Source organism: Kushneria sp. AK178 (assembly GCF_053903105.1).
Window position 1 is genome coordinate 3,179,117 of record NZ_CP096381.1, and the last position, 21,284, is coordinate 3,200,400.

19 protein-coding genes are annotated in these 21,284 nt (G+C 62.0%); 6 read left to right on the forward strand and 13 right to left on the reverse strand.

The window, feature by feature from the left end; all coding sequences use genetic code 11:
• Positions 1-25: 25 nt before the first annotated feature.
• From M1D97_RS14655 to M1D97_RS14675, 5 genes are all read right to left on the reverse strand, one after another.
• Positions 26-1,135: an MDR/zinc-dependent alcohol dehydrogenase-like family protein gene (locus tag M1D97_RS14655; RefSeq protein ID WP_456268436.1), complete on the reverse strand. Its 1,110-nt coding sequence runs from the start codon at positions 1,133-1,135 to the stop codon at positions 26-28.
• A gap of 349 nt (positions 1,136-1,484) precedes the next feature.
• The gene (locus tag M1D97_RS14660; RefSeq protein ID WP_456268437.1) at positions 1,485-2,453 is read right to left on the reverse strand and encodes a substrate-binding domain-containing protein; all 969 of its coding nucleotides are present in this window, start codon (positions 2,451-2,453) and stop codon (positions 1,485-1,487) included.
• 67 nt (positions 2,454-2,520) lie between these two features.
• Positions 2,521-3,645, reverse strand: a complete 1,125-nt coding sequence (locus M1D97_RS14665; protein ID WP_456268438.1) for an ABC transporter permease — start codon at positions 3,643-3,645, stop codon at positions 2,521-2,523.
• A gap of 42 nt (positions 3,646-3,687) precedes the next feature.
• On the reverse strand, positions 3,688-5,238 hold the full coding sequence (locus M1D97_RS14670) for a sugar ABC transporter ATP-binding protein (protein ID WP_456268439.1): 1,551 nt from the start codon (positions 5,236-5,238) through the stop codon (positions 3,688-3,690).
• A gap of 12 nt (positions 5,239-5,250) precedes the next feature.
• Positions 5,251-5,919: a DUF2291 family protein gene (locus M1D97_RS14675; protein WP_456268440.1), complete on the reverse strand. Its 669-nt coding sequence runs from the start codon at positions 5,917-5,919 to the stop codon at positions 5,251-5,253.
• A gap of 389 nt (positions 5,920-6,308) precedes the next feature.
• On the opposite strand from M1D97_RS14675, the gene M1D97_RS14680 reads away from it, so the two are divergent.
• Positions 6,309-6,974: a GntR family transcriptional regulator gene (locus M1D97_RS14680; RefSeq protein WP_456268441.1), complete on the forward strand. Its 666-nt coding sequence runs from the start codon at positions 6,309-6,311 to the stop codon at positions 6,972-6,974.
• 53 nt (positions 6,975-7,027) lie between these two features.
• On the opposite strand, the gene M1D97_RS14685 is transcribed toward M1D97_RS14680, so the two are convergent.
• From M1D97_RS14685 to M1D97_RS14710, 6 genes are all read right to left on the reverse strand, one after another.
• The gene (locus tag M1D97_RS14685) at positions 7,028-7,786 is read right to left on the reverse strand and encodes an SDR family NAD(P)-dependent oxidoreductase (RefSeq protein ID WP_456268442.1); all 759 of its coding nucleotides are present in this window, start codon (positions 7,784-7,786) and stop codon (positions 7,028-7,030) included.
• A 43-nt stretch (positions 7,787-7,829) separates the two neighbouring features.
• Positions 7,830-8,702: a sugar phosphate isomerase/epimerase family protein gene (locus M1D97_RS14690; RefSeq protein WP_456268443.1), complete on the reverse strand. Its 873-nt coding sequence runs from the start codon at positions 8,700-8,702 to the stop codon at positions 7,830-7,832.
• A 112-nt stretch (positions 8,703-8,814) separates the two neighbouring features.
• Positions 8,815-10,074: a TRAP transporter large permease gene (locus tag M1D97_RS14695; RefSeq protein WP_456268444.1), complete on the reverse strand. Its 1,260-nt coding sequence runs from the start codon at positions 10,072-10,074 to the stop codon at positions 8,815-8,817.
• On the reverse strand, positions 10,071-10,631 hold the full coding sequence (locus tag M1D97_RS14700) for a TRAP transporter small permease (RefSeq protein WP_456268445.1): 561 nt from the start codon (positions 10,629-10,631) through the stop codon (positions 10,071-10,073). Before M1D97_RS14700 ends, M1D97_RS14695 begins: the two co-directional genes overlap by 4 nt.
• A 44-nt stretch (positions 10,632-10,675) precedes the next feature.
• Complete coding sequence (locus M1D97_RS14705) at positions 10,676-11,749, reverse strand: TRAP transporter substrate-binding protein (protein WP_456268446.1); 1,074 nt, start codon at positions 11,747-11,749, stop codon at positions 10,676-10,678.
• Positions 11,750-12,548: 799 nt separating this feature from the next.
• Positions 12,549-13,598, reverse strand: a complete 1,050-nt coding sequence (locus M1D97_RS14710; protein WP_456268447.1) for a TRAP transporter substrate-binding protein — start codon at positions 13,596-13,598, stop codon at positions 12,549-12,551.
• A gap of 366 nt (positions 13,599-13,964) precedes the next feature.
• On the opposite strand from M1D97_RS14710, the gene M1D97_RS14715 reads away from it, so the two are divergent.
• The 3 genes from M1D97_RS14715 (at position 13,965) to M1D97_RS14725 (ending at position 16,699) form a co-directional block, all read left to right on the forward strand.
• Complete coding sequence (locus M1D97_RS14715; protein WP_456268448.1) at positions 13,965-14,819, forward strand: transketolase; 855 nt, start codon at positions 13,965-13,967, stop codon at positions 14,817-14,819.
• 52 nt (positions 14,820-14,871) lie between these two features.
• Positions 14,872-15,879 carry a transketolase family protein gene (locus M1D97_RS14720; protein WP_456268449.1) on the forward strand — a complete coding sequence of 336 codons (1,008 nt, stop codon included), beginning with the start codon at positions 14,872-14,874 and terminating at the stop codon, positions 15,877-15,879.
• 67 nt (positions 15,880-15,946) lie between these two features.
• Positions 15,947-16,699: a FadR/GntR family transcriptional regulator gene (locus M1D97_RS14725; protein WP_456268450.1), complete on the forward strand. Its 753-nt coding sequence runs from the start codon at positions 15,947-15,949 to the stop codon at positions 16,697-16,699.
• Here the strand turns inward: M1D97_RS14725 and M1D97_RS14730 are convergent.
• Positions 16,690-17,664, reverse strand: a complete 975-nt coding sequence (locus M1D97_RS14730) for a sugar-binding transcriptional regulator (protein WP_456268451.1) — start codon at positions 17,662-17,664, stop codon at positions 16,690-16,692. The two genes, M1D97_RS14725 and M1D97_RS14730, sit on opposite strands and share 10 nt — an antisense overlap.
• A gap of 152 nt (positions 17,665-17,816) precedes the next feature.
• A complete protein-coding gene (gene rpiB, locus M1D97_RS14735) occupies positions 17,817-18,293 on the reverse strand; it encodes a ribose 5-phosphate isomerase B (protein ID WP_456268452.1) in 477 nt (158 codons plus the stop codon).
• Between the two features lie 400 nt (positions 18,294-18,693).
• On the opposite strand from rpiB, the gene M1D97_RS14740 reads away from it, so the two are divergent.
• On the forward strand, positions 18,694-20,409 hold the full coding sequence (locus M1D97_RS14740) for a dihydroxyacetone kinase family protein (protein WP_456268453.1): 1,716 nt from the start codon (positions 18,694-18,696) through the stop codon (positions 20,407-20,409).
• Between the two features lie 28 nt (positions 20,410-20,437).
• The gene (locus M1D97_RS14745) at positions 20,438-21,205 is read left to right on the forward strand and encodes a triose-phosphate isomerase family protein (RefSeq protein ID WP_456268454.1); all 768 of its coding nucleotides are present in this window, start codon (positions 20,438-20,440) and stop codon (positions 21,203-21,205) included.
• Positions 21,206-21,284 lie beyond the last annotated feature (79 nt).

The following is a 21,284-nucleotide window of genomic DNA, read 5'->3' on the forward strand; positions in this document are numbered from 1 at the left end:
TCGCCGCGCTGTCTGCATGGTGCGCTTAAGGTACCAGTACGATCTTGAGCGACTTCGCGCCGCTGGTCATGAGCTCAAAACCTTCATTGAACTTCTCCAGCGGCATTTTGTGCGTGACCACACCATCAGTGGGGAAATCGCCGTTTCTGATGCCCTCGATCACCAGCGGATAGCAGTACGGCCCCAGGTGCGAACCGAGCACATCGAGCTCCTTGCGATCGGAGATGATGCTCCAGTCGACGCTGACCGGGTCCTTGAACACGCTGAACTCGACGAAACGGCCCAGCTTGCGAATCATCGACAGGCCCTGCTCGACCGATTTCGGGTGACCGGTGGCCTCGATGTAGACATCACAGCCGTAGCCGCCGGTCATCTCCTTGATGATCGACACCACATCGTCATTTTTGGGGTTGAGCACCATGTCGGCACCGAACTGTCTGGCCAGCTCCAGACGGTCGTCAAAGAGATCCAGCACGATCAGCTTCTCGGCGCCGGCCTTTTTGGCGGCCCCGACCATGCCAAGGCCCAGTGTCCCGGCGCCGGAGAGCACTACCACATCGCCCAGCTCGATTTTGGCGCGCTGAACGGCGTGCAGCGAGCAGGCGTACGGCTCGATCAGTACCGCCTTTTCCAGCGGCAGCTCTTCGGGCACGTGATAGTTGATCGCCTCCTTCGTGAACTTCATGTACTCGGCCATGCCGCCGTTCACGTTGTTCTGGAAGCCGTAGAGATCGTGCTTTTCACACATCCAGTACTGGCCGCGTCCGCAAAAACGACAGTCCCAGCAGGGCACGATCTGCTCGGAGATCACGCGGTCACCGGGCTTGTAGTCGGTGACCGCATCCCCGACCTTCACCACGCGGCCGATGAACTCGTGGCCCGGGATCATCGGCGCCTTGATGTAGGCCGGCTGATACTCGTCGCCCCAGAAACTCGGTGCCCCGTCGAAGGACTTGATGTCGCCGGCACAGATACCACAGCCCTCGACCTTCACCAGGATCTCGCGATCGTTGTCCAGCGTCGGAACCGGCACCTCTTCATAGCGATAGTCGCCGGGGCCATAGGCGACCACGGCGTTCATGGTTTTGGGAATCTCGTGCTGGGAAACGTTGTCCTGCGTCAGTGTGTCAGACATGGTTACCTCGTGGCGCTCTGGAAAATCATTTGTTCCTGCCGTGGACAAATGAAATAACGCCACTGACCGCGGCCGGTCAATCAAATGCCGTCCTCGAGGGCTTATACTTTAGGGCAACAACCAATCTACAAAGCTGATTTCAATAAAAATTTTAAAATCTCTTCGTGAACACTCCGCGGCTTTATTACGGCACGCACCGCCTCGTGGATGATCGAGCATCGAACATATGAACAGCTTTGAATCGACCCTCGATGCCCGGCAGTCCATCCCTTCCGATCTCCCATGACATGAATCAAGGAAGCCGCCATGACAGGCGGCTTCAATGCTGATCCAGAACGGATCAGAACGCTTACTGTTCCAGCACGAAGGGAGAGGTGACCTGATCGACGTTGTCCGGGGTGATCAGCATGCAGTCAAAGAGCTGCTTTTCGCTGTCCATGCCGGTCTCGCCGGTACGGATGAACTGATCGGCCAGCTCCACGGCGCGCCTTGAAAAGATCGCCACCGGCTGCAGCACGGTATAGGCCATGTCACCGGCGCTGACGGCCTCGACCGCATCCGGCGATCCATCGAAACCGCCGACCACAACATCCTCCAGCTTGCCCGACTCGCGCAGCGCCGCAATCGCACCCAGCGCCATCTCATCGTTGCCGCTGATCACGCCCTGAATATCCGGATTGGCCTGCAGCATGCTCTGCGTCTTGTTGTAGCCCTGGGTGCGGTCCCAGTTGGCCACGTCGGACGCCACCAGCTCGAGATCCGGATACTGGCTCAGCACGGTCTGATAGCCGTTGGAACGGGTCGCCGCGTTGTTGTCGGACGGTGCGCCCTTGAGCTCGACATAGCGCGCACTGTCACCCGCCGCCTCGATCCACTGCTGCGCGCCCAGCGCCGCGCCCTGAGCATTGTTGGAAACCAGCTGCGCCTTTGCCAGCCCCTGCTGGTTGATCTCGGCATTGACGATAAAGACCGGAATGCCGGCATTGACCGCCTTCTTCACGGCCCCGATCGAGCCATCGGCATTGGCCGGGTCCAGAATGATGGCCTCTGCCTGATTGGTGATCGCGGTATCGACCTGACGGCTTTCAGCGTTGGTATCGCCCTTGTGGGCGCTGACGTTGGCGCTATAGCCCATCTCCTCGGCCGTTTCGCGAGCGATCTGTCCCTCGGTAAACCAGTACGGGTTGGAGGTGTCATTGACGATGATCGAAATCAGGCCCTTTTGCTGGTTTTGCTCCTGCGCCAGCGCACTGCCGCCGAGCACCATGGCCCCAACGGCCAGGCCCGCTACCAGAAGACGCTTTCCCTTTTTCAGCATGATGATGCTCCTTGCCTTGACGGTTGATGTGCCGGCGAACCGGCGTTTCGATGCCGCACGAGCCGACCTACGCCGCTCCGGAAGAGGCCGGCGTCTTCTTTTGCTCCTCGGTACTTGCGGCGCGCTTTTTGCGAGGCTTGTACTGAATACTGTTGAGAAGCACCGCCAGTACAATCACCGCGCCCATGAAAACGGTCTGCCAGTAGGAGGAGACGCCGATAATGACCAGGCCATCGGAGAGAAAGCCGATCACGAACGCCCCCAGCAGCGTGCCGCGCACGTTGCCGCGCCCGCCGGTCAGTGCCGCACCACCGATGACGACCCCGGCAATCGCGGTCAGCTCATAGGTGTTACCGGCCGTGGGGCCGGCCGAGGTCAGCTGCGAAGAGAGCACCAGCCCGGCGATGGCAGCGCAGACGCCGGAGAGCACATAGACCCATACCTGCACCCGCTTGACCGGTACCCCGGAGAGCTCCGCGGCGCGCGCGTTGCCGCCGGTGGCGTAGACCCAGCGCCCGAAGGGCGTGCGATTGAGTGCAAACATGCAGGCGATGGCGACCGCGGCGAAAATCAGTACCCCCACCGGCACGCCGAACAGACGATTAAAGCCCAGCCAGTCAAAACCGGTGTTGCCGAATTCGGGATTGCCGCCCAGATTGTTGTAGGTCAGCCCGTCGGTCATCAAAAGCGCCACGCCGCGCGCCACGTAGAGCGTGCCCAGGGTCGCCACGAACGCCGGCACCTTGAACATCGATACCAGTACCCCGTTGATCATGCCCACAAAGGCGCCGGCCACACAGGTCAGTATCACCACGGCCCAGACCGGCGGATAGAGCGTCACGCCGAAAATATCCAGCGATACCCCCTGCATCAGAAAGCCCGCGATAACGCCCGCCAGCCCCATGGTCGAGCCGACCGACAGATCGATGCCGCCGGTCAGGATCACCAGCAGCATGCCGATCGACAGCAGCCCGAAGATGGCCACGTGCGACGACATGGTCAGAAAATTGCTGGTCGAGAAATAGACCGGCGAGAGAATCGAAAAGATGATGATGATGGCAATCAGGGCAAAAAAGGCGCGCCCTTCCAGAAGAATACGCCCCAGATCAAATCCACCGGAGCGACTCGGCGCCGACCGGGAAGAGCGCTTGTCGGCGGTGGCGGATGACGCATGTTTTTGAACATCGGACATGTTGATGATCCCTGCTATACGCTTGTTTCAGCCCTCGGCGGATTATTCTCCGGAGGCCGCCATGATCTCTTCGCGGGTCACATCGGACCCGAACTCGGCACTGATACGCCCGCGGCTCATCACCACGATGCGATGCGCCACGCTCAGACACTCCCCCACTTCCGAGGTCGAGTAGATGACGGCCAGTCCCTTTGAAGCTCCCTCGGCCAGCAGCCGGAACACCTCGGCCTTGGCGCCGATATCGATGCCGCGGCTGGGCTCGTCGAGCAGCACCACGCGCGGGTGCGTGGCCAGCATCTTGCCGATGACCACCTTCTGCTGGTTGCCGCCGGACAGGGAACCGATACCGGCCGCGCCGCCATCGGTCTTGATGTGCACGTTGCGGATCGAGTCGTCGATGACGGTCTGCTCGCGCCGGCGCGAGGTCAAAAGCCCGCGGGTAAAGGCGCCAATGCTGGCCAGCGACAGGTTTTCGCCCACCGCCATGGTCTGGACCAGGCCATCGCGCTGACGGTCTTCGGGCACCAGTACCAGCCCGCGCTCGATACGCTCGGCGATGCTCAACCGGGAGATATCCTCGCCTTCCAGCATGACCCGTCCACCGCTGGGCGACACGCGCCCGGCGGCGCACTCCAGAAGCTCCGTGCGCCCGGCCCCCATCAGGCCGTAAATGCACACGATCTCGCCGGCACGCACCGACAGCGACAGCCGATCCACCACCGAGCGCTCCGGCACGGCCACATCCGCCACGCTGATGTTATCGAGCGACAGCGCCACCTCGCCCATCGTGTAGCCGGTCGGCGGCGAGCCCAGATCGAAGTTCTCCCCCACCATGTGGCGCACGATCCACTCCAGGTCGATCTCGCTGCGCTCGGCGTAGGCCGTCATGGCCCCGTCGCGCAGCACCACGGCGTGGTCGGTGATGGTCAGCGCCTCTTCCAGATGGTGCGAGATATAGACGATCGACACCCCACGGCTTTTCAGATCCGCAATGACCCGGAAGAGCACCTCGACCTCGGAGGCCGACAGCGCCGAGGTCGGCTCATCCATGATCAGAATGCGCGAGTCGACCGACAGCGCCCGGGCAATCTCGACGATCTGCTGCTGCCCCAGCCGCAGGTCCTCCACCAGCGTCAGCGGATCGATGGGCTCGTCGAGCTCGGCCATCAGCCGCTCGGTTTCGCGCGACTCTGCGGCGTAGTTCACACCGCCCGGCCCGCCGATTTCACGGCCCATGAAGATGTTGTCGCGCACGGTCATGTTGGGCGCGAGGCTCAGCTCCTGGTGAATGATCGAGATGCCGTGGCGCTGGGCATCCACGGTGGAATCAAAGCTGACCGGACGGCCATCGAGCACGATCTCGCCGGCGCTGGGCTGCATCACCCCGGAAAGAATCTTCATCAGCGTCGACTTGCCCGCGCCGTTTTCGCCGAAAAGGGTGGTCACCTGCCCGCGGCGGATATCGAAATTGACGCTTTTGAGCGCATGCACGCTGCCAAAGGACCTGGACACGTTGCGCGCCGACAGCACGACCTCACCCGTCTCGCGTGACGGCGATGCCGGTTTGCCCATGACACTCTCTTCACTGCTCATGAGACGCTCCCGTTATTGCCCGGCCTGTTGCACATCCAGCGCCACCGGCGTAATCAGCCAGTTGTTGGGATTGATCATCTGGAAGACGCCGGTGATCTCAACGGTCTTGCCGCTCAGGTTCGCGGTATCCACGTCCTCGAGTACCTCGGCCTTCATGGCATCGTTGATCGACGCCCCGGCATTCTGATATTCGATCTGGTTGGTGAACTGGCCGAAGCTGATCTCGCCGGTGGCGTCACGCAGCACCGTGCCGTTGATCGCCGGACCCGTCTGGACCCGCACCGTGGTACCTTCCGGCATGTCGGGAATATCGATCGTGTAGATACCGGATTTGCCCTCTCCAGCCGTGCCGGTGAACTGAACCGGAAAGATCGGGCCAATACCGCTGGCCACGCCATAGCGCTCGCCGGCGGCGCTGGCATCCTCACTGAGCGCCTGCGCCAGCGCCGGCGCCTCGACGGCACGCGACTCGACGCTGTCACGGATCTGCGGGAACTGCTCCTGCCCGTAGCGCTCGGCCGAAAACTGTCCGCTCTGGGCATCGGACTGCGCGCCCTGCTCGACCACGTGCGTATCCCAGGCAATGGCGGCGGCTACCACAACGACCACCACGGCCGTTACGGCACGACCATATTTTTTGCGACCACGAGGGCGGGGATGGGTACTGGCATCTGCTGTCATATCAAACCGGTCTCCGCTGCGGGGCAGGTGTGTTGTATAAACGCCTTTGGACGCTGTGGGCGCGGTATCAACCGTGCCTGTCCAAATCATTTGACCTGCCTTCGTTCAAATGTATTAACGCCGCGACGCCTTCGGGCTGCAATGCCCTGACCTGCATCAAGCGCTAAGACTTTGTGTTTAACGTTTTTAACGCTTTGAAATAAAAGGCAATAAATGGAGTAATCGGAAGGGATTGCGACTAAAGTTAGTCACTGCGGAGAGCGTTGATAATGCGAACATTTCTTCAGATAAAGATCATTGGCACGGCAGTTGCCTGCATTTGTTGACAGTCTACAATGGCCAAAAGAGCTATCCTGACCCATGTATTACCGCCTTCACAGGAACGGCCCATGAGCATCAAACGTCTTCAGCGCACCACGCTTCGTGACCAGTGTCTGGACGGGTTGCGCTCCGCGATCACCTCCGGGCAGCTGCCGGCCGGGCATCATCTGGTAGAAACCGATCTGTCGACCGCCTTCGGTGTCAGCCGCGGTACGCTGCGCGAGGCGATGCGCCGGCTCGAACAGGAGGGGCTGCTGATCGCCGGCCCACGGGGCCAATTGCGGGTAAGAGAGATCCATGAAGGAGACATCGGTCATCTCTATCAGGTCCGTACGGCTCTTGAAGTACTGGCGGCACACAATCTCTGTCGCCATGACGACTTTTCGGCGCGCCTGGAGACCCTGCGTGATTGCCTGCAGCGACTGTACGAGGCTCAGGGTGATCTGGGTGAACAGATCGAGGCGGATCTGACCTTTCACCGTACCCTGTGCGAACTGAGTGATAATCCGGTGTTACTGTCGAGCTGGCTGGCTCTGGAAGGGCCGATTCGAATCACGATCATGCATGCCGGTCTCGAACGCGCACTGCACAATATATCGGCGGATCGTCACGACCACCTGCTGGATGCGATCGCTCGACGCGAGCCGGCGCATATCGAACGGGTGCTCGTTGAGCACATGGATGAGGCGGCCCGGCGCCTGACGCTGGCCATGGAAGCACAGGGCACCGGTTGATCGACCGGCGCCCCGTTGCGGGGCGCCCTGTCATTGATGGAACACCTGGCGCATCAGTACATGTGCATGCCGCCGTTGATGTCCAGCGCCGCACCGGTGGTGTAGGAAGAGAGCTCGGAGGCCAGAAACAGAAAGCCCCGCGCCACATCATTGGCGTCACCCAGACGGTTGAGCGGAATCCCGGTCAGGATCTGCGTTCTCATCTCGTCGGTCAGCTTGCCACCGGTGATATCGGTCTGGATCAGCCCCGGCGTCACCGAGTTGACGCGGATATTGTGCACGCCGAATTCACGCGCCATCGCCTTGGAAAGCCCCAGCATGCCCGCCTTGGCGGCACTGTAGTGCGGTCCACCAAAGATACCGCCGCCACGCTGCGCCGATACCGACGAGGTATTCACGATCGCACCCCCCTTTTGCTCCACCATCCAGGGCAGTACCGCCTGAGACATGTACAACATGCCGCGCAGGCTCACATCGGTCACCTGCTCGTAGTTCTCCGGCGTAATGTCCAGCGTCTTGAGCGGCTGGGTAATCCCGGCATTGTTGATCAGCACATCGATCCGCCCGTACTGATCCCCCACCCGTTTGGCGGCCGCTTCGCAGGACGCCTTGTCGGTGACGTCGCAGACCACACCCATGGTGCGCTCATCGGCAATTTCCGCGGCCGCTTCCTGACTTTTGGTCTCATCCAGATCGGCGATCACCACGATGGCGCCGTGCTCGTGAAACAGCCGTGCTGCCGCCTTGCCGATGCCTCGCGGACCGGCACCGCCGGTGATGATGCATACCTTGTCTTCCAACAGTCCTTTCATGATGTACTCCCGAAGAGGGTGAAACGTGGATGACCACGGGTGATTACAAACCTGGATGGTGCTGTGCCATCCAGCGCAGGGACGCCGCCACACCCTGCTCGATCTCATCGATCGGCAGCGGTTCGGGTCGTTTGTCGGGCTGGGCGTGCGCATCGCGCCGCAGCCGGAAGGGCAGCTCGAGGCTGAAGGGCAGCCCGCGGGCTGCCAGCGCCTCGACGATGGGCGCATAGTCGATATCGCCGGTACCCAGCGCGCCGAAGCGATAGCCATCGGACTCGCGACTGACCGCCTTGAGGTGCAGGTGCTCGCTCAGGGGTATCGCCTCGAGCGCATCCTCGACCGGCGACAGCGCCGGGCGATGCGAGATCAGATTGCCCGGATCGTAGTTGATGCCGGTCGCGGTGGTATCGAGTCGCGCCAGCAGCGCTGGCAGGTCATTGGCCTGGTTGATCAGGTTATTGCTGCCATCGCCGGGGTTTTCGAACAGCAGTTTGACGCCGGCCTCGCGCGCCGCCGCCATCATGTGATCAAGGCCCTGCTCGAAAGGCTCACGCCCGGCAAGGCCCGCCGCATTGGAAATCAGATAGCGTGCCCCCAGGGCGGCGGCAAAGCGGATGCGCACTGCCATGCTTTCTGCAGCGCCGGGCTCGCCGAGATCGATATGCGCCGAGAGCACCGTGCAGCGCTGACCGTGCCGGGCCATCAGGGTGCACAGCTTCCGAGCCAGTTCATCGTTCAGGTCGGCATCGGTAAACTCGTTGACGTAGCCCTTGATAAACGCCAGTTCCACATCGGCGATATTGAGCCGCGCCATCGACGCGAAAATCTCGGGCCAGTCGTAGCCGTCCCATGCCGCAGTACTGACCGCCATACCGATATCACGCATCTGTTCGGCATCGGGTAACGTGGCCTTCATGACAGCCCCCCCGGAAAACGATGACCCCGCATGCGGCCTCCTTTTGTTGACTGTTAACAACAAGAATGAACAAACTCTGGCGCGGCGCCTCATGAAGGCGCCGCGCCCCCGATCAGCCGGACGGGAACAGCGCCGGCACGTAGCTCACCAGCATCAGCACGATGATGGCGAAGATATAAAACGGCACCAGTGCCCGGGCGGTCTGTTCAATCCGCACGCCGGCAATCGAGGACGAAATGAACAGCGTCGTCCCCACCGGCGGCGTGAACAGCCCAATGGCCAGGTTGAGCACCATCATGATGCCCAGCTGGATCAGGCTCATGTCGATCGACTCGGCCAGCGGAATCATGATGGGCGCCAGCAGCAGGATGGCCGGCGTCATGTCGATCACGGCGCCCACGACCAGCATCAGCAGGTTCATGAACACGATCACCAGTACATCGGCCAGCCCCAGACCATTGATGAAGTCCACCAGTCTGGAAGGCAGCTGATCCACGGTCATGATCCATCCCAGTACCGAGGAGGCCATGATCAGAAGCAGCACCGCGCCGGTGGCCTGACCGGCGCTCAGCACCGAGCCGAGCAGCCCGCGCGGGGTCAGGTCGCGATAGCACACCCGTACGATCAGGGCGTAGAACACCGCCACCACGCTGATCTCGGTGGGCGTGGCGATCCCGCCGATCAGCGCGCCCAGAATGATCACCGGCATCAGAAGCGCCGGCAGCGATGCGACAAAACCGCGCATGACGGGCCCAATGGCAAAGGGCTGACTGCTGCGGGGAAAATCGCCACGCAGGGCGATCAGATAGACCGCCACCAGACTCGCCAGAACGAAGATCAACCCCGGCACTATACCGGCCAGAAAGAGTGCGCCCACCGAGACCTGAGAGACACTGGAATAGATGATCAACGGGATCGAGGGCGGAATAATGACGCCGATCACCGAACTGGCCGAATTGACCGCCGCGGCAAAGGGGGCGGGATAGCCTTCCCGCTTTTGCCAGGGGATCAGCACCGACCCCAGCGCCGAGGCATCCGCCACCGCCGAGCCGGAAACACCGGCGAACAGCATCGAGGTCACCACGCTCACCTGTCCCAGTGCACCACGCACCCGGCCGACCAGAATGCCGGCAAAGTGGATGATGCGCTGACCCAGGGTACCGGCAATCAGCAGCTCACCGGCCAGAATGAAAAACGGGATCGCCAGCAGCAGCGAACTTTGCGTCGCATCGAAAAAGCGCTGTGCAGCGATCGATAGCGGATAGCTGCCGCTCAGGGCAATGCCGATGCTGCTGGCCCCCAGCAGCGCATAGCCAATCGGCAGCGCCATGACCAGCAGCAGCAGAAACAGCGGTAGCGCGATGACGGTCATGGGGTGAGCTCCTCCTGGATGGGGGACTCGGCACCGCTGGCCACCCCGATCAGATCGATAACGGCCAGCAGCAGCACCCCGGCGGCGCCCAGCGGCAGGCTATAAAAGGACCATGTGGCCGGCCAGCCCAGCACCGGCGTGGTCTGATACTGCATGAACTGCATCAGGGCAAACGATTGCTGGATCAGCATGACCATCAGGGCGACCACCATCAGTCGCACCACGATCATCAGCACCCGGGCCGCCGTCGATGACAGCTTGCGGGCAAAAAAATCCACGCCCAGGTGCTGATGGCGCGCGGCCGCCATGACCACCCCCCCCATGATCAGCCACGGAAACAGGATCACCGGCAGCTCGTTGCCCCAGGCCAGCGAGCCGGCCAGAAAATAGCGCACGATGACACCGGCCATCAGAGTGATGCCGATCACCGCCGTGGTGACCACCACCACCGTGCTGCCAATGACATAAAACAGCTCACGGCCACGGTTCAGCCACCGCAACAGCGGTGGTGTCGAGGTGGAATTGTCTGCCTTCATTGCGTCATGCCCCTGACTCATTGTCGTCTCCCTCGCATCAGGGCCCGGCGTTCACCGGGCGATCATCAGGACGCGGACGCCCCGCCGGTGGTGGCCTGATGGGCCTGGTTGGCCTCGTCGGCGGCCTTGCGGGCACGCTCGACGATATCGCCCAGCTTGTCCTGCCAGATGTCATAAACCGGCCTTGTGGCTTCACGGAAGGCGTCGGTATCCACGGTATTGATCTCCATGGCGCCGCTGTCGCGCAGCTGCGACAGCAGGTCGTCGGTCTGCTCGATCAATGTCTGGCGCTGAAAGTCACCGGCCTCCCGGGCGGCCTGCTGCAGCGCCTGCCGGTTCTCTTCGGAAAGACGCTGCCAGGTCGGCATGCCGATCACGACCGGCGTGGTTTCATAGCGATAGTCGGACAGCGACAGATACTGCTGCACCTCTTCAAGATGAGAGGACATGATGTTGACCACCGGGTTTTCCTGACCGTCCACGGTGCCCTGCTTGAGCGCGACATAGAGTTCGCCGAAGGCCATCGGTGTGGGGTTGGCGCCCAGCGTGCTCAGGATATCGATGGTCACCGCGTCCTGGGAGGTACGTATCTTGAGGCCCTTGATATCCTCGGGGGACTTGATCGGGCGCACGTTGTTGGTGAACTGGCGCAGACCGTTGTCCCACCAGGCCAGCACCTTCAGGCCACGCTGTTCGGCCTGCTCGGCCACTTCATCACCGATCGGGCCGTCCGCGACTTCCCAGGCCGCCTGCGGCGAATCAAACAGGAACGGCAGGCCGAATACGTTGGCCTTGGGCACAATGGAGGCCAGCGATCCCTGACTGTTGGCGGTCAGACCGATCGCCCCGCTCTGGGTCTGCTGCAGCATCTGAACATCCGACCCCAGCTGTTCCGAGCCCTGAACGCGCAGTTCGAGATCGCCATCGCTGTACTGTGACGCCAGCTCGGCCATGCGATCGGCAGCCAGTGAACGCGGATTGCCGGAAGCGGCGCCATGGCCCAGCACCAGCGTCTGGGCCTGCACCACCCCACCCACTGCGGCAGCCGCCAGTCCGGCACCCAGTATCAGTGCGGTTTTGAAGCCCTGCTTCCTGCCTTTCCGTACCGTCCGGGCCCGGGCCCTTGCGACATCTTTCATGGGTCTCTCCTGACGAGTGAAAGGATCGGGCCGCAGCTTGCTGACGCATGAAACGCCCCGACCGACTCTGTTCCTGCAGTATTCGGATCCATTGTTAACAGTCAACCAAAGCAGCTGTTCAACTTTAGACTCATGCAACAAGCAATTGTTTTGAAAGGGCAAAACACCGCAATAACCCTGCCCTGCGACCAAAGACCAGGCATCCCCGGCCTCCGATTATCGTGATTTGGTCGACCAATAGCGGTCCATCACCGCCTCACAGGACCGGGAATCGACCAGAGTATTACGAGATTCATTAAAGGGATTCTGCAAATCGTTTCTTATTGGTACTACCAATTTATCGCAACCGTGTTGCTCGGAAACCGACATGCAGGTACAGACATCAACACCTGACCGCGACATTTCACTTGATGGGCGCACCTTCCGGCGTCACCGGAGAGCGCTGAGGATGGACGAGGTTCAGTGGCAGGGGCATGTCGGCCAGCCCCCCTGGCGTGGTCAACGTACCGGCAGTGGCCTGTTTCCACGCCGCCCGCCATCAGGCCAATGCCCCGGAACGGGAAGAACAAAGTCGTTTCTGCTCTCCGTCGGTCACTACGCTATCGTCCTCTACGCCGCGCCTGCTGCTGCGCCGGGTCGGCATACGTCTGCTTTTTTCATCTGCCCGACCTGCGGATCATGTGATGCCTGTTCATTGAGCACGCCATGCTGTTGCGTCATGGGTCTGCTCTCATCCTTCACCATCAGGTCGTACGACAAACGGGCGGCGACACGGGTACACCGCCGCCCGACAAGAGACTCAGTCTGCGCCCGAGGAGTGCTCGTTGGCTTTTTCTGCCGCCTGTCGGGTCCGACTGACGAGGTCGCCAAGCTTTTTCTCCCAGGCAGCATCCACTGGTCCGGTGGCCGCGCGAAACGCCTGTGTATCCACATCGTTGATGGCAATGGCATTGTCGCTGCGCAGTTGCTCCAGCAGTTCTTCGGTCTGGTTGACCAGGGTCTGTCGTTGGAAATCAGTGGATTCTTCGGCGGCTTTCAAAATGACCTGCTGATCCTCTTTCGAGAGCCGCTGCCAGGTCGACATACCGATCACTACCGGGGCGACCTGATACATGTAGTCGGACATCGACAGATACTGCTGCACCTCATCCAGGTGTGAGGAGACGATGTTGACCACCGGGTTTTCCTGACCGTCCACGGTGCCCTGCTTGAGCGCGACATAGAGCTCGCCGAAGGCCATCGGTGTGGGATTGGCACCCAGCGCACGCAGGGTATCGATGATGACGGCATCCTGCGGCGCACGTATCTTCAGCCCCTTCATGTCGGCAGGTGTTTCGATCGGACGAACGTTGTTGGTGAACTGACGCATGCCGTTGTCCCACCAGGCCAGCACCTTGAGGCCACGCTGCTCGGCCTGCTCGGCCACTTCATCGCCAATCTCGCCGTCCACGAGCTCCCAGGCCGCCTCCGGGGAATCAAAGAGAAACGGCAGGCCGAAGACGTTGGCCTTGGGCACGATATTGCCAAGCGCACCCTGACTGTTGGCGCTCAGCCCCAACGCCCCACTTTGTACCTGTTGCAGCATCTGCAGGTCCGATCCCAGCTGCTCCGAGCCCTGAATGTTCAGTTTGAGCTCGCCGTTGCTGTACTCATTGACCAGTTCGGCCATGTGGTCTGCGGCCAGTGAACGCGGATTGCCGGGAGCAGCGCCATGGCCCAGCACCAGCGTCTGGGCCTGTACGATCCCACCCACTGCGGCAGCCGCCAGTCCGGCACCCAGTATCAGTGCGGTTCTGAAACCGTGCTTTTTGCCCTGCCGTACTGCCGGGGTCTGTGCGACATCTTTCATGGTCTCTCTCCTGACGAGTGAAAGGATCGGGCCGCAGCTTGCTGAATCATGAAACGCCCGGCCGACTCTGTTCGTGCAGTATTCGGATTCGTTGTTAACAGTCAATCAAGGCAGCTGTTCAACTTTAGGCTCATGCAACAAGCGACTGTTTTGAAAGAGTAAAAACACCGCAAAAACCCCGGTCTACGACCAAAGATCAAGCATTCCCGGCCCCAACCATCACGTTTTGGTCAACCAATAACAACCCACACCACCTCGCAGAATCGGCAATCAACCAAGGTCTTATGTGATTCATCAAAGAGATTCTGCAAACTGCCTCTCATTGGTACTACCAATTTATCGCAACCGTGCCACTCGGGAGCTGACATGCAAGCACAGACATCAACACCTGACCGCGACATTTCACTTGATGAGCGCGCCTTCCGGATTCGCCAGAAAGCGCTGAGGATGGGCGAGGTCCAGGGGCAGGGCTATGTCGGCCAGGCCCTTGGCGTAGCCGACGTACTGGCAGTGGCCTATTTCCACGCCACCCGCTACCAGGCAGATGACCCGGAATGGGAAGGACGGGATCGTTTTCTGCTCTCCATCGGTCACTACGCCATCGCCCTCTACGCCGCGCTGCTGGAAGCGGGGTTCGTGGATGAAAGCGAGCTTGAAAGCTATGGCAGTGATGACAGCTGCCTGCCGATGTCCGGCATGGCGGCCTATACGCCGGGCATGGAGATTACCGGCGGCTCGCTGGGCCATGGCATGGGTATCGCGGTAGGCATGGCGCTGGGGATCAAGCGCAAGAAGTCGGATTCGTTCGTCTACAACCTGCTCTCCGATGGCGAGCTCAACGAAGGCTCCACCTGGGAGGCGGCCATGTCCGCCTCACACCACAAGCTCGACAACCTGATTGCCATTGTTGATGTCAACAATCAGCAGGCGGATGGCCCCTCCCCCATCACCCTGGGCTACGAGCCGCTGGTGGATCGCTGGGAGGCGTTCGGCTGGTACGCCCAGCGCGTTGATGGCAACGACATCGAGGCGCTGGTAGAGGCCTTTGACAATGCACGCCAGCATCCGGAAGCCAAGCCGCGCATCATCCTGTGCGACACGCTGATGGGCAAGGGCGTGCCTTTTCTGGAAGAGCGCGAAAAGACCCACTTCATTCGTGTCGATGCCGATGAGTGGCAAAAGGCACTGGAGGCGCTGGAAGCCGGATACAAGGCGTCCTGAACCGCTCGCCTGCCATAGACGCCTTTCGCCATCTACCGCTGGAGTAAAGAACATGAGCCAGGCTCAACAGACACAACCCCGCAAGAAACTGACCACGTCAGCGATGATTGCCTCCATCGCCGATGAAAACCAGCCGACCCGACCGGCGCCCTTTGGCCACGCACTGGTAGAGCAGGCCCGCCAGCGCGAAGAGATCGTCGGCCTGTCGGCGGATCTGGCCAAGTACACCGATCTGCATATCTTTGGTCAGGCGTTCCCGGAGCGCTTTTATCAAATGGGCATGGCCGAGCAGCTGCTCTTTGGTGCCGCCGCGGGCATGGCGCGCGAAGGGTTTATCCCCTTTGCCACGACCTACGGGGTGTTCGCCTCTCGCCGCGCCTATGACTTTATTGCCATGGGCATTGCCGAGGAGAAGCTCAACGTCAAGATCGCCTGCGCCCTGCCGGGGCTGACCACCGGCTACGGCCCCAGCCACCAGGCGACCGAGGACGTGGCCATCTTCCGCGGCATGCCCAACCTGACCATCATCGACCCGTGCGATGCGCTGGACATCGAGCAGGCCGTACCGGCCATGGTCGAGCATCAGGGCCCGGTCTACATGCGCCTGTTACGCGGCAAGGTACCGGTCGTTCTGGATGACTACGCCGACTACCGCTTCGAAATCGGCAAGGCCAAGCCCCTGACCGACGGCAACGAGGTACTGCTGATCTCATCGGGCTTCATGACCATGCGTGCGCTGGAAGCTGCCGAAAGGCTGCGGGCCGACGGCATCGGCGTGCGCGTGCTGCACTCGCCCACCATCAAGCCACTCGATGAACAGACCATCCTCCAGGAGGCGCAGAACAACGGCCGGCTGGTCGTGGTGGCCGAGAACCACTCCGAAGTGGGCGGACTGGGCGAGGCCGTGGCGTCACTTCTGATGCGGCGCGGCATCAACGTGCCCTTCAAGCAGATCGCCCTGCCGGACGCCTTTCTGGATGCCGGCGCCCTGCCGACCCTGCATGACCGCTACGGCATCTCCACCGACGCCATGGTGAATCGCATCCGCGGCTGGATGTAATTCCCGGGCAGGCACTGCCTGCCTGTGCATGACTTGTCTTTACATTGGCGGGTCGGAAGATGACAGAATGTCTTCCGACCCTTTTTATTGCGACGCTGCCATGACCGACACTCTGCTGGCCCGCCTGCGCGAGCTGGTTACCATTACCCGCATGGATGAACAGGGCCGCCTGCGGCTGCCGCCCGAGCGTGAGCTGGCCACGCACTTCGGTCTGCAGCGTTCAAGCCTGCGCGAACATCTGGCAACGCTTGAGCACCTGGGGTTTATCGAGCGCACCCAGGGGCGCGGTACCTTTTTGAAAATGCCCCGGCCGGATTTCGTGCAGCTCTATTTCGATCTGGCCCTGCAGTTGAACTATGTCTCGGTCGAGGCGCTTGAAAGCGCCCGCGAGATGATGGAACGGGAAATCGTTCAGCAGGCCGCACGGCTTGCCGAAGACCGGGATGTGGCGGCCCTGTCGGCGCTGCGCGATCGCATCAAGAATGCGGCCAGTATCGAGGAGGGCATCAACGCCGATTACGAGTTTCATGAACAGCTGGTCTGGATGACCCGCAATCCGGTGATCATGATGCTCTTTCAGGGTCTGGCCTCCGTGCTCAAGCAGGTTTTGCACCACCGCCGCGTGCTGGTCCGACGCTCAAGCGACAGTACCGAGCAGACCAATGCCACGCACGATGCCATCGTCGAGGCCCTGATAGCACGTGACCCCGAAGCGGCGCGGCAGGCCATGAGCGCCCATTTCGAAGTGTGGAACGAGCAGTCGCTGCGCATACAGACCCTGCGCAGCGTCTCGGGAGAAGCCCCCGCCCATCAGGACTGATGACGCGAGGCCTCATCCAGATGCAGGATGGTGTGCGCATTGGTGGCGGTGGTGGCCAGCACATCGATGACCCCGGTGCGCAGCGCCCCGAGGATACCGGCGGCCTTGGTGCTTTCGCTGGCGATCGCGATGACTTCGGGAATGCGCGCCAGATCCGGGATGGTCAGCCCGATCACGCGGCCCTGCATGGGCGTGGTGGAGGCATTGCCGTTCAGGTCGATGAAGTCGTAGCCCATCATGTCGCCGACCGTACCGGACAAACGCGCCTCGGCAATCTCCTGCGGCGAGAACCAGCCCATGCGCACCATGTTGCTGTCCTCGGAGAGATCGCCCACGCCGATCATGGCGATATCGGCGCGCCGGGCGCGATCCAGCGTCTGGCGCACGGTGGGATTGTCCAGCATGGCATCACGCAGCTCGGCGCTGGCTACCATGGCCGGCGCGTAGAGTGTCTCGCTTTCGCCACCGAACTTCGCCGCCAGCCGGCGGCAGATATGATCGGGGTTCATGTACTCCCCGGCGCGCAGCGAGCCGCCGATGGCGCAGATGAACGAGCACTGCCGGGTGCGCTGGGTAAAGACGTTATCCGCCACGGTGCCGACATTGCGCCCCATGCCGACGGCCACCATGGTGCCATTCTCCAGCGTACGCGAGAGATGATCGGCCACCAGACTCGAGACCTCGTGGCGCTGCTGCTCGGCATCGGCGCAGTCGAGCGCGATCAGCGCCCGGCGAATGCCGAAACGACGGATCAGCGCCTGTTCGATTTCGGCGGCCACCGAGGGGTGATGACGCACGCGGACATCGACAATGCCTTCGGCCTGGGCCCGCTTGAGCAGACGTCCGACCTTGATGCGTGACATGCCCATGCGTCCGGCGATCGCCTCCTGGGTCTCGCCCTGCATGTAATACAGGCTGGCAATCTCTGTCATCAGCGCGATATCGGGATCGGCACGCTCGTTCATGGGGTCTCCGGTTCAGCCGCATGGGTTTCAGTGACGCGGGAAGATACCTGCCGGCACCGCCCGTGTCACAGCAGGGCACAGAAAAGGGGCAGTACGCCAGCCGGCCATACTGCCCCTGTTTTGGCGCGTGGCGCCTCGTATCCTCTCCCGGATTACGCCTTGCCGGCCTGCTCCTGCTCATAGGCCTTGATGCGATCCACCTTGGCCTGCGAGCCGCCGCCGCTGAACTCGCTCTCCAGAAAGGACTCGGCGATTGTCTTGGCAAGCTCGACACCGATCACGCGCGCGCCCATGGTCAGGATCTGGGCGTCGTTGCTCTTGCGCGCCCGCTCGGCGGAGTAGGTGTCATGCGCCTGCGCGGCACGAATGCCCGGCACCTTGTTGGCCGAGATGGCCACGCCAATACCGGTGCCGCAGATCAGGATGGCGCGATCGACCCTGCCGTCCTTGACCGCATGCGCGGCGGCAAAGGCGATGTCCGGATAGAGTACCGGCTCGGCATCATAGGTCCCGAAATCCTCGACCTCGTGACCCAGCGAGCGAACGTGCTCTACCATGGCCTGCTTCATCTCATAGGCTGCTTCGTCACATCCCAGTGCAACCCGAAGCTTTTTGCTCTCTGCTGTCATGATCTCTCCTGGTGACCTGTCACCGTCTGCATTGACACCCTTCTAGCGTACGCCCTGCCGATCATATGAACAAAGCGCATTCATATGAAAAATATTCCAGCTTGCTCACCATGACCGGGAAAACGCTTTCATGGCCCGATGATATCACCCATTTACCCCGGGTTCGGCAGTTTCACCCCCTACAAAAGGCGATATTAAAACCAAAGTCTCATGCGAAGCGACGCGGTGCAGCGCTAATATGGACTGAACGTTTTTAACAAATGTACATGTCAGGATCATATTATCGTTCTGACGGTTGCCCGTTCGAGTGCTCATCACACGCGAACGGGAAGGGGCATCAAGCGGCCCGAAGGGCCGCGCGCGATGCCTGATCATTGTCGCCTCATCAGGAGTACGCCCCATGACACGTCTTTTCAACGACCCCGTTGCCTTTGTCGATGAAGCTACCGAAGGCTTTGTGGCCGCGCATCCCCATCGGGTACGCCAGGTGCCCGGCGGTGTGATTCGCAGTACGAAAAGCGAGCCGAATACCGTCGCGGTCGTCATCGGCGGCGGCTCCGGCCACTATCCCGCCTTTTGCGGCCTGGTCGGTCAGGGCCTGGCGCACGGGGCCGCCATGGGCAACCTGTTTGCCTCGCCCTCCGCCCAGCAGATCTATTCGGTCGCTCGCGCGGCCAACAACGGCGCGGGCGTGCTGTTGAGCTACGGCAACTACGCCGGTGACGTGCTGCACTTCGGCCAGGCCCGGGACCGCCTGATCAGCGAAGGCATTCCGTGCGAAATGGTCAAGGTCATCGACGACGTTTCCAGCGCCAGCCTCGACGAGATTCGAAAGCGCCGCGGCATCGCGGGCGACCTGACCGTGTTCAAGACCGCCTCGGCAGCTGCCGAAGCCGGCTATTCGCTTGAAGAAGTGGTGCGTGCCACAGAAGCTGCCAACCTGCGCACCCGCTCCTTCGGTGTGGCCTTTGACGGCTGCACCCTGCCCGGTGCCGATGACGCCCTCTTCCACGTCCCGGAAGGCAAGATGGCCGTGGGCCTTGGTATTCACGGCGAGCCCGGCATCAGCGAGCAGGACATCCCCACCGCCGATGAGCTGGCCGAGCTGCTGGTCAAGCGCCTGCTCGAAGAGCTGCCCGAAGGGGTCAGCAGTGCCAGGGGCGCCCGGGCCGCGGTGCTGCTCAACGGCCTGGGCACGGTCAAGTATGAAGAGCTGTTCGTGGTCTATCGCCGCGTCAATCAGCTCCTGAAGGAGGCGGGCCTCGAGATTGTCGAGCCCGAGGTCGGCGAGCTGGTCACCAGCCTCGACATGGCCGGCGCTTCCCTGACGCTGTTCTGGCTCGACGACGAGCTCGAGAAATTCTGGAGCGCGCCCTGCGACACGCCCGCCTACAGCAAGGGCAGCGTGGTATCCGCCGAACAGCTGGGGGAAGCCGAGCTCGACATTCCCGACCCGGACGCCATCCCCGAGGCCACTGACGCGTCGAAGGAGACCGCTGACAAGGTGCTGGCAGCGCTGGAAGCCACCTATAAGGTCATCGAGGACAACGAGGAAGAGTTCGGCCGCATCGACGCCGTGGCCGGCGACGGTGACCACGGCATCGGCATGGCGCGCGGTGGCAAGGCCGCCGTCGAGAAGGGCCGCGAGGTGAAGGAGCGCGGTGCCGGCGCCGGCACGCTGCTGCGCATGGCGGGCGATGCCTGGGCCGATCGCGCCGGCGGCACCTCGGGTGCTATCTGGGGGGCGGCGCTGCACTCGCTGGCCATGGCCATCGGCGACGAGCAAAAGCCCGATGCCGCGCGTATCGCCCAGGGCGTCCGGGATGCCCGGGACAACATCATGCATTTCGGCAAGGCACAGGTTGGTGACAAGACCCTCATCGACGTGCTGGTGCCCTTCAGTGAGGTGCTCAGCGAGCGGGTCGAGGCCGGCGATGACCTGAAAACGGCCTGGCAGGCCGGCGCCGAGCGCGCCGAGCAGGCAGCGCAGGAAACCGCCGATCTGGTCCCGAAGATCGGTCGCGCCCGCCCGCTGGCGGAAAAGAGCAAGGGCACACCGGATGCCGGCGCCGTGTCGCTGTCCATGATCATCCGCGCTGTCGTGGATGTGCTGTAATTCACGCTCTGATCACAGGAGTAGAGACATGGCCGCGCCCCTGCTTATCGGCACCAGCCTCAAGATGTATTTCGGCTATCAGCAAACGCTTGACTGGTGTCGTCAGGTCACGGAGATCGCTCGTCAGCATCCCGCCGTGACGCAGGGCCACGCGGCGCTGTTCATCATGCCCTCCTTTCCGACACTCGCGCCGGTACTGGAGATTGTGCGCGACACCGATATCCGCATCGGCGCGCAGAACATGAGCGATCAGCCGCCCGGCGCCTGGACCGGTGAGGTCAGCGCCGCCATGCTCGCCGAAATGGGCTGTCGCTGCGTCGAGATCGGTCACGCCGAACGCCGCCGCCATTTCCATGAAGAGGAAGCGCAGGTGGCCGCCAAGACAGCCCTGGCCATGGACAGTGGCCTTGCCCCCGTGCTGTGTGTCGGCGAGGTCGAGGAAGGCGATCCGGAAGTGGCTGCCGCCGAGTGCATTCGTCAGGTGGAAAGCGCGCTGGGAGGCGCGTCCACCCCCCGGGAAGCCGATCTGATCGTGGCCTACGAGCCGCACTGGGCGATCGGTGCCAGCCAGCCGGCCTCGAATGAGCACATCAGTGCCGTGTGCCTGAAACTTCAGGCCTGGCTGGACGGTCACGGCGGCGGACGCGTCATCTATGGCGGCAGCGCCGGCCCGGGGCTGTTGTCCCGCCTTGAAGGCAGCGTTCAGGGCATGTTTCTGGGACGTTTCGTTCACGATGCCCGCGCCTTTGAAGAAATTCTTGATGAAGTCATGACGCTTCAACAAGCGTCTCGCTGAAGCCGACACGCCAACGCGCCTCCGGTTCCCGTCTCCCTTTCCCGGGTTCAGGGGGCGACATCATCGGTTCATGCAGCTA

Excerpts from the sequence above, each read along its gene's own strand:
- M1D97_RS14655 (WP_456268436.1), bottom strand. The coding sequence starts at position 1,135 with ATGTCTGACACACTGACGCAGGACAACGTTTCCCAGCACGAGATTCCC.
- M1D97_RS14660 (WP_456268437.1), bottom strand. The coding sequence starts at position 2,453 with ATGCTGAAAAAGGGAAAGCGTCTTCTGGTAGCGGGCCTGGCCGTTGGG.
- M1D97_RS14665 (WP_456268438.1), bottom strand. The coding sequence starts at position 3,645 with ATGTCCGATGTTCAAAAACATGCGTCATCCGCCACCGCCGACAAGCGC.
- M1D97_RS14670 (WP_456268439.1), bottom strand. The coding sequence starts at position 5,238 with ATGAGCAGTGAAGAGAGTGTCATGGGCAAACCGGCATCGCCGTCACGC.
- M1D97_RS14675 (WP_456268440.1), bottom strand. The coding sequence starts at position 5,919 with ATGACAGCAGATGCCAGTACCCATCCCCGCCCTCGTGGTCGCAAAAAA.
- M1D97_RS14680 (WP_456268441.1), top strand. The coding sequence starts at position 6,309 with ATGAGCATCAAACGTCTTCAGCGCACCACGCTTCGTGACCAGTGTCTG.
- M1D97_RS14685 (WP_456268442.1), bottom strand. The coding sequence starts at position 7,786 with ATGAAAGGACTGTTGGAAGACAAGGTATGCATCATCACCGGCGGTGCC.
- M1D97_RS14690 (WP_456268443.1), bottom strand. The coding sequence starts at position 8,702 with ATGAAGGCCACGTTACCCGATGCCGAACAGATGCGTGATATCGGTATG.
- M1D97_RS14695 (WP_456268444.1), bottom strand. The coding sequence starts at position 10,074 with ATGACCGTCATCGCGCTACCGCTGTTTCTGCTGCTGCTGGTCATGGCG.
- M1D97_RS14700 (WP_456268445.1), bottom strand. The coding sequence starts at position 10,631 with ATGAGTCAGGGGCATGACGCAATGAAGGCAGACAATTCCACCTCGACA.
- M1D97_RS14705 (WP_456268446.1), bottom strand. The coding sequence starts at position 11,749 with ATGAAAGATGTCGCAAGGGCCCGGGCCCGGACGGTACGGAAAGGCAGG.
- M1D97_RS14710 (WP_456268447.1), bottom strand. The coding sequence starts at position 13,598 with ATGAAAGATGTCGCACAGACCCCGGCAGTACGGCAGGGCAAAAAGCAC.
- M1D97_RS14715 (WP_456268448.1), top strand. The coding sequence starts at position 13,965 with ATGCAAGCACAGACATCAACACCTGACCGCGACATTTCACTTGATGAG.
- M1D97_RS14720 (WP_456268449.1), top strand. The coding sequence starts at position 14,872 with ATGAGCCAGGCTCAACAGACACAACCCCGCAAGAAACTGACCACGTCA.
- M1D97_RS14725 (WP_456268450.1), top strand. The coding sequence starts at position 15,947 with ATGTCTTCCGACCCTTTTTATTGCGACGCTGCCATGACCGACACTCTG.
- M1D97_RS14730 (WP_456268451.1), bottom strand. The coding sequence starts at position 17,664 with ATGAACGAGCGTGCCGATCCCGATATCGCGCTGATGACAGAGATTGCC.
- rpiB (WP_456268452.1), bottom strand. The coding sequence starts at position 18,293 with ATGACAGCAGAGAGCAAAAAGCTTCGGGTTGCACTGGGATGTGACGAA.
- M1D97_RS14740 (WP_456268453.1), top strand. The coding sequence starts at position 18,694 with ATGACACGTCTTTTCAACGACCCCGTTGCCTTTGTCGATGAAGCTACC.
- M1D97_RS14745 (WP_456268454.1), top strand. The coding sequence starts at position 20,438 with ATGGCCGCGCCCCTGCTTATCGGCACCAGCCTCAAGATGTATTTCGGC.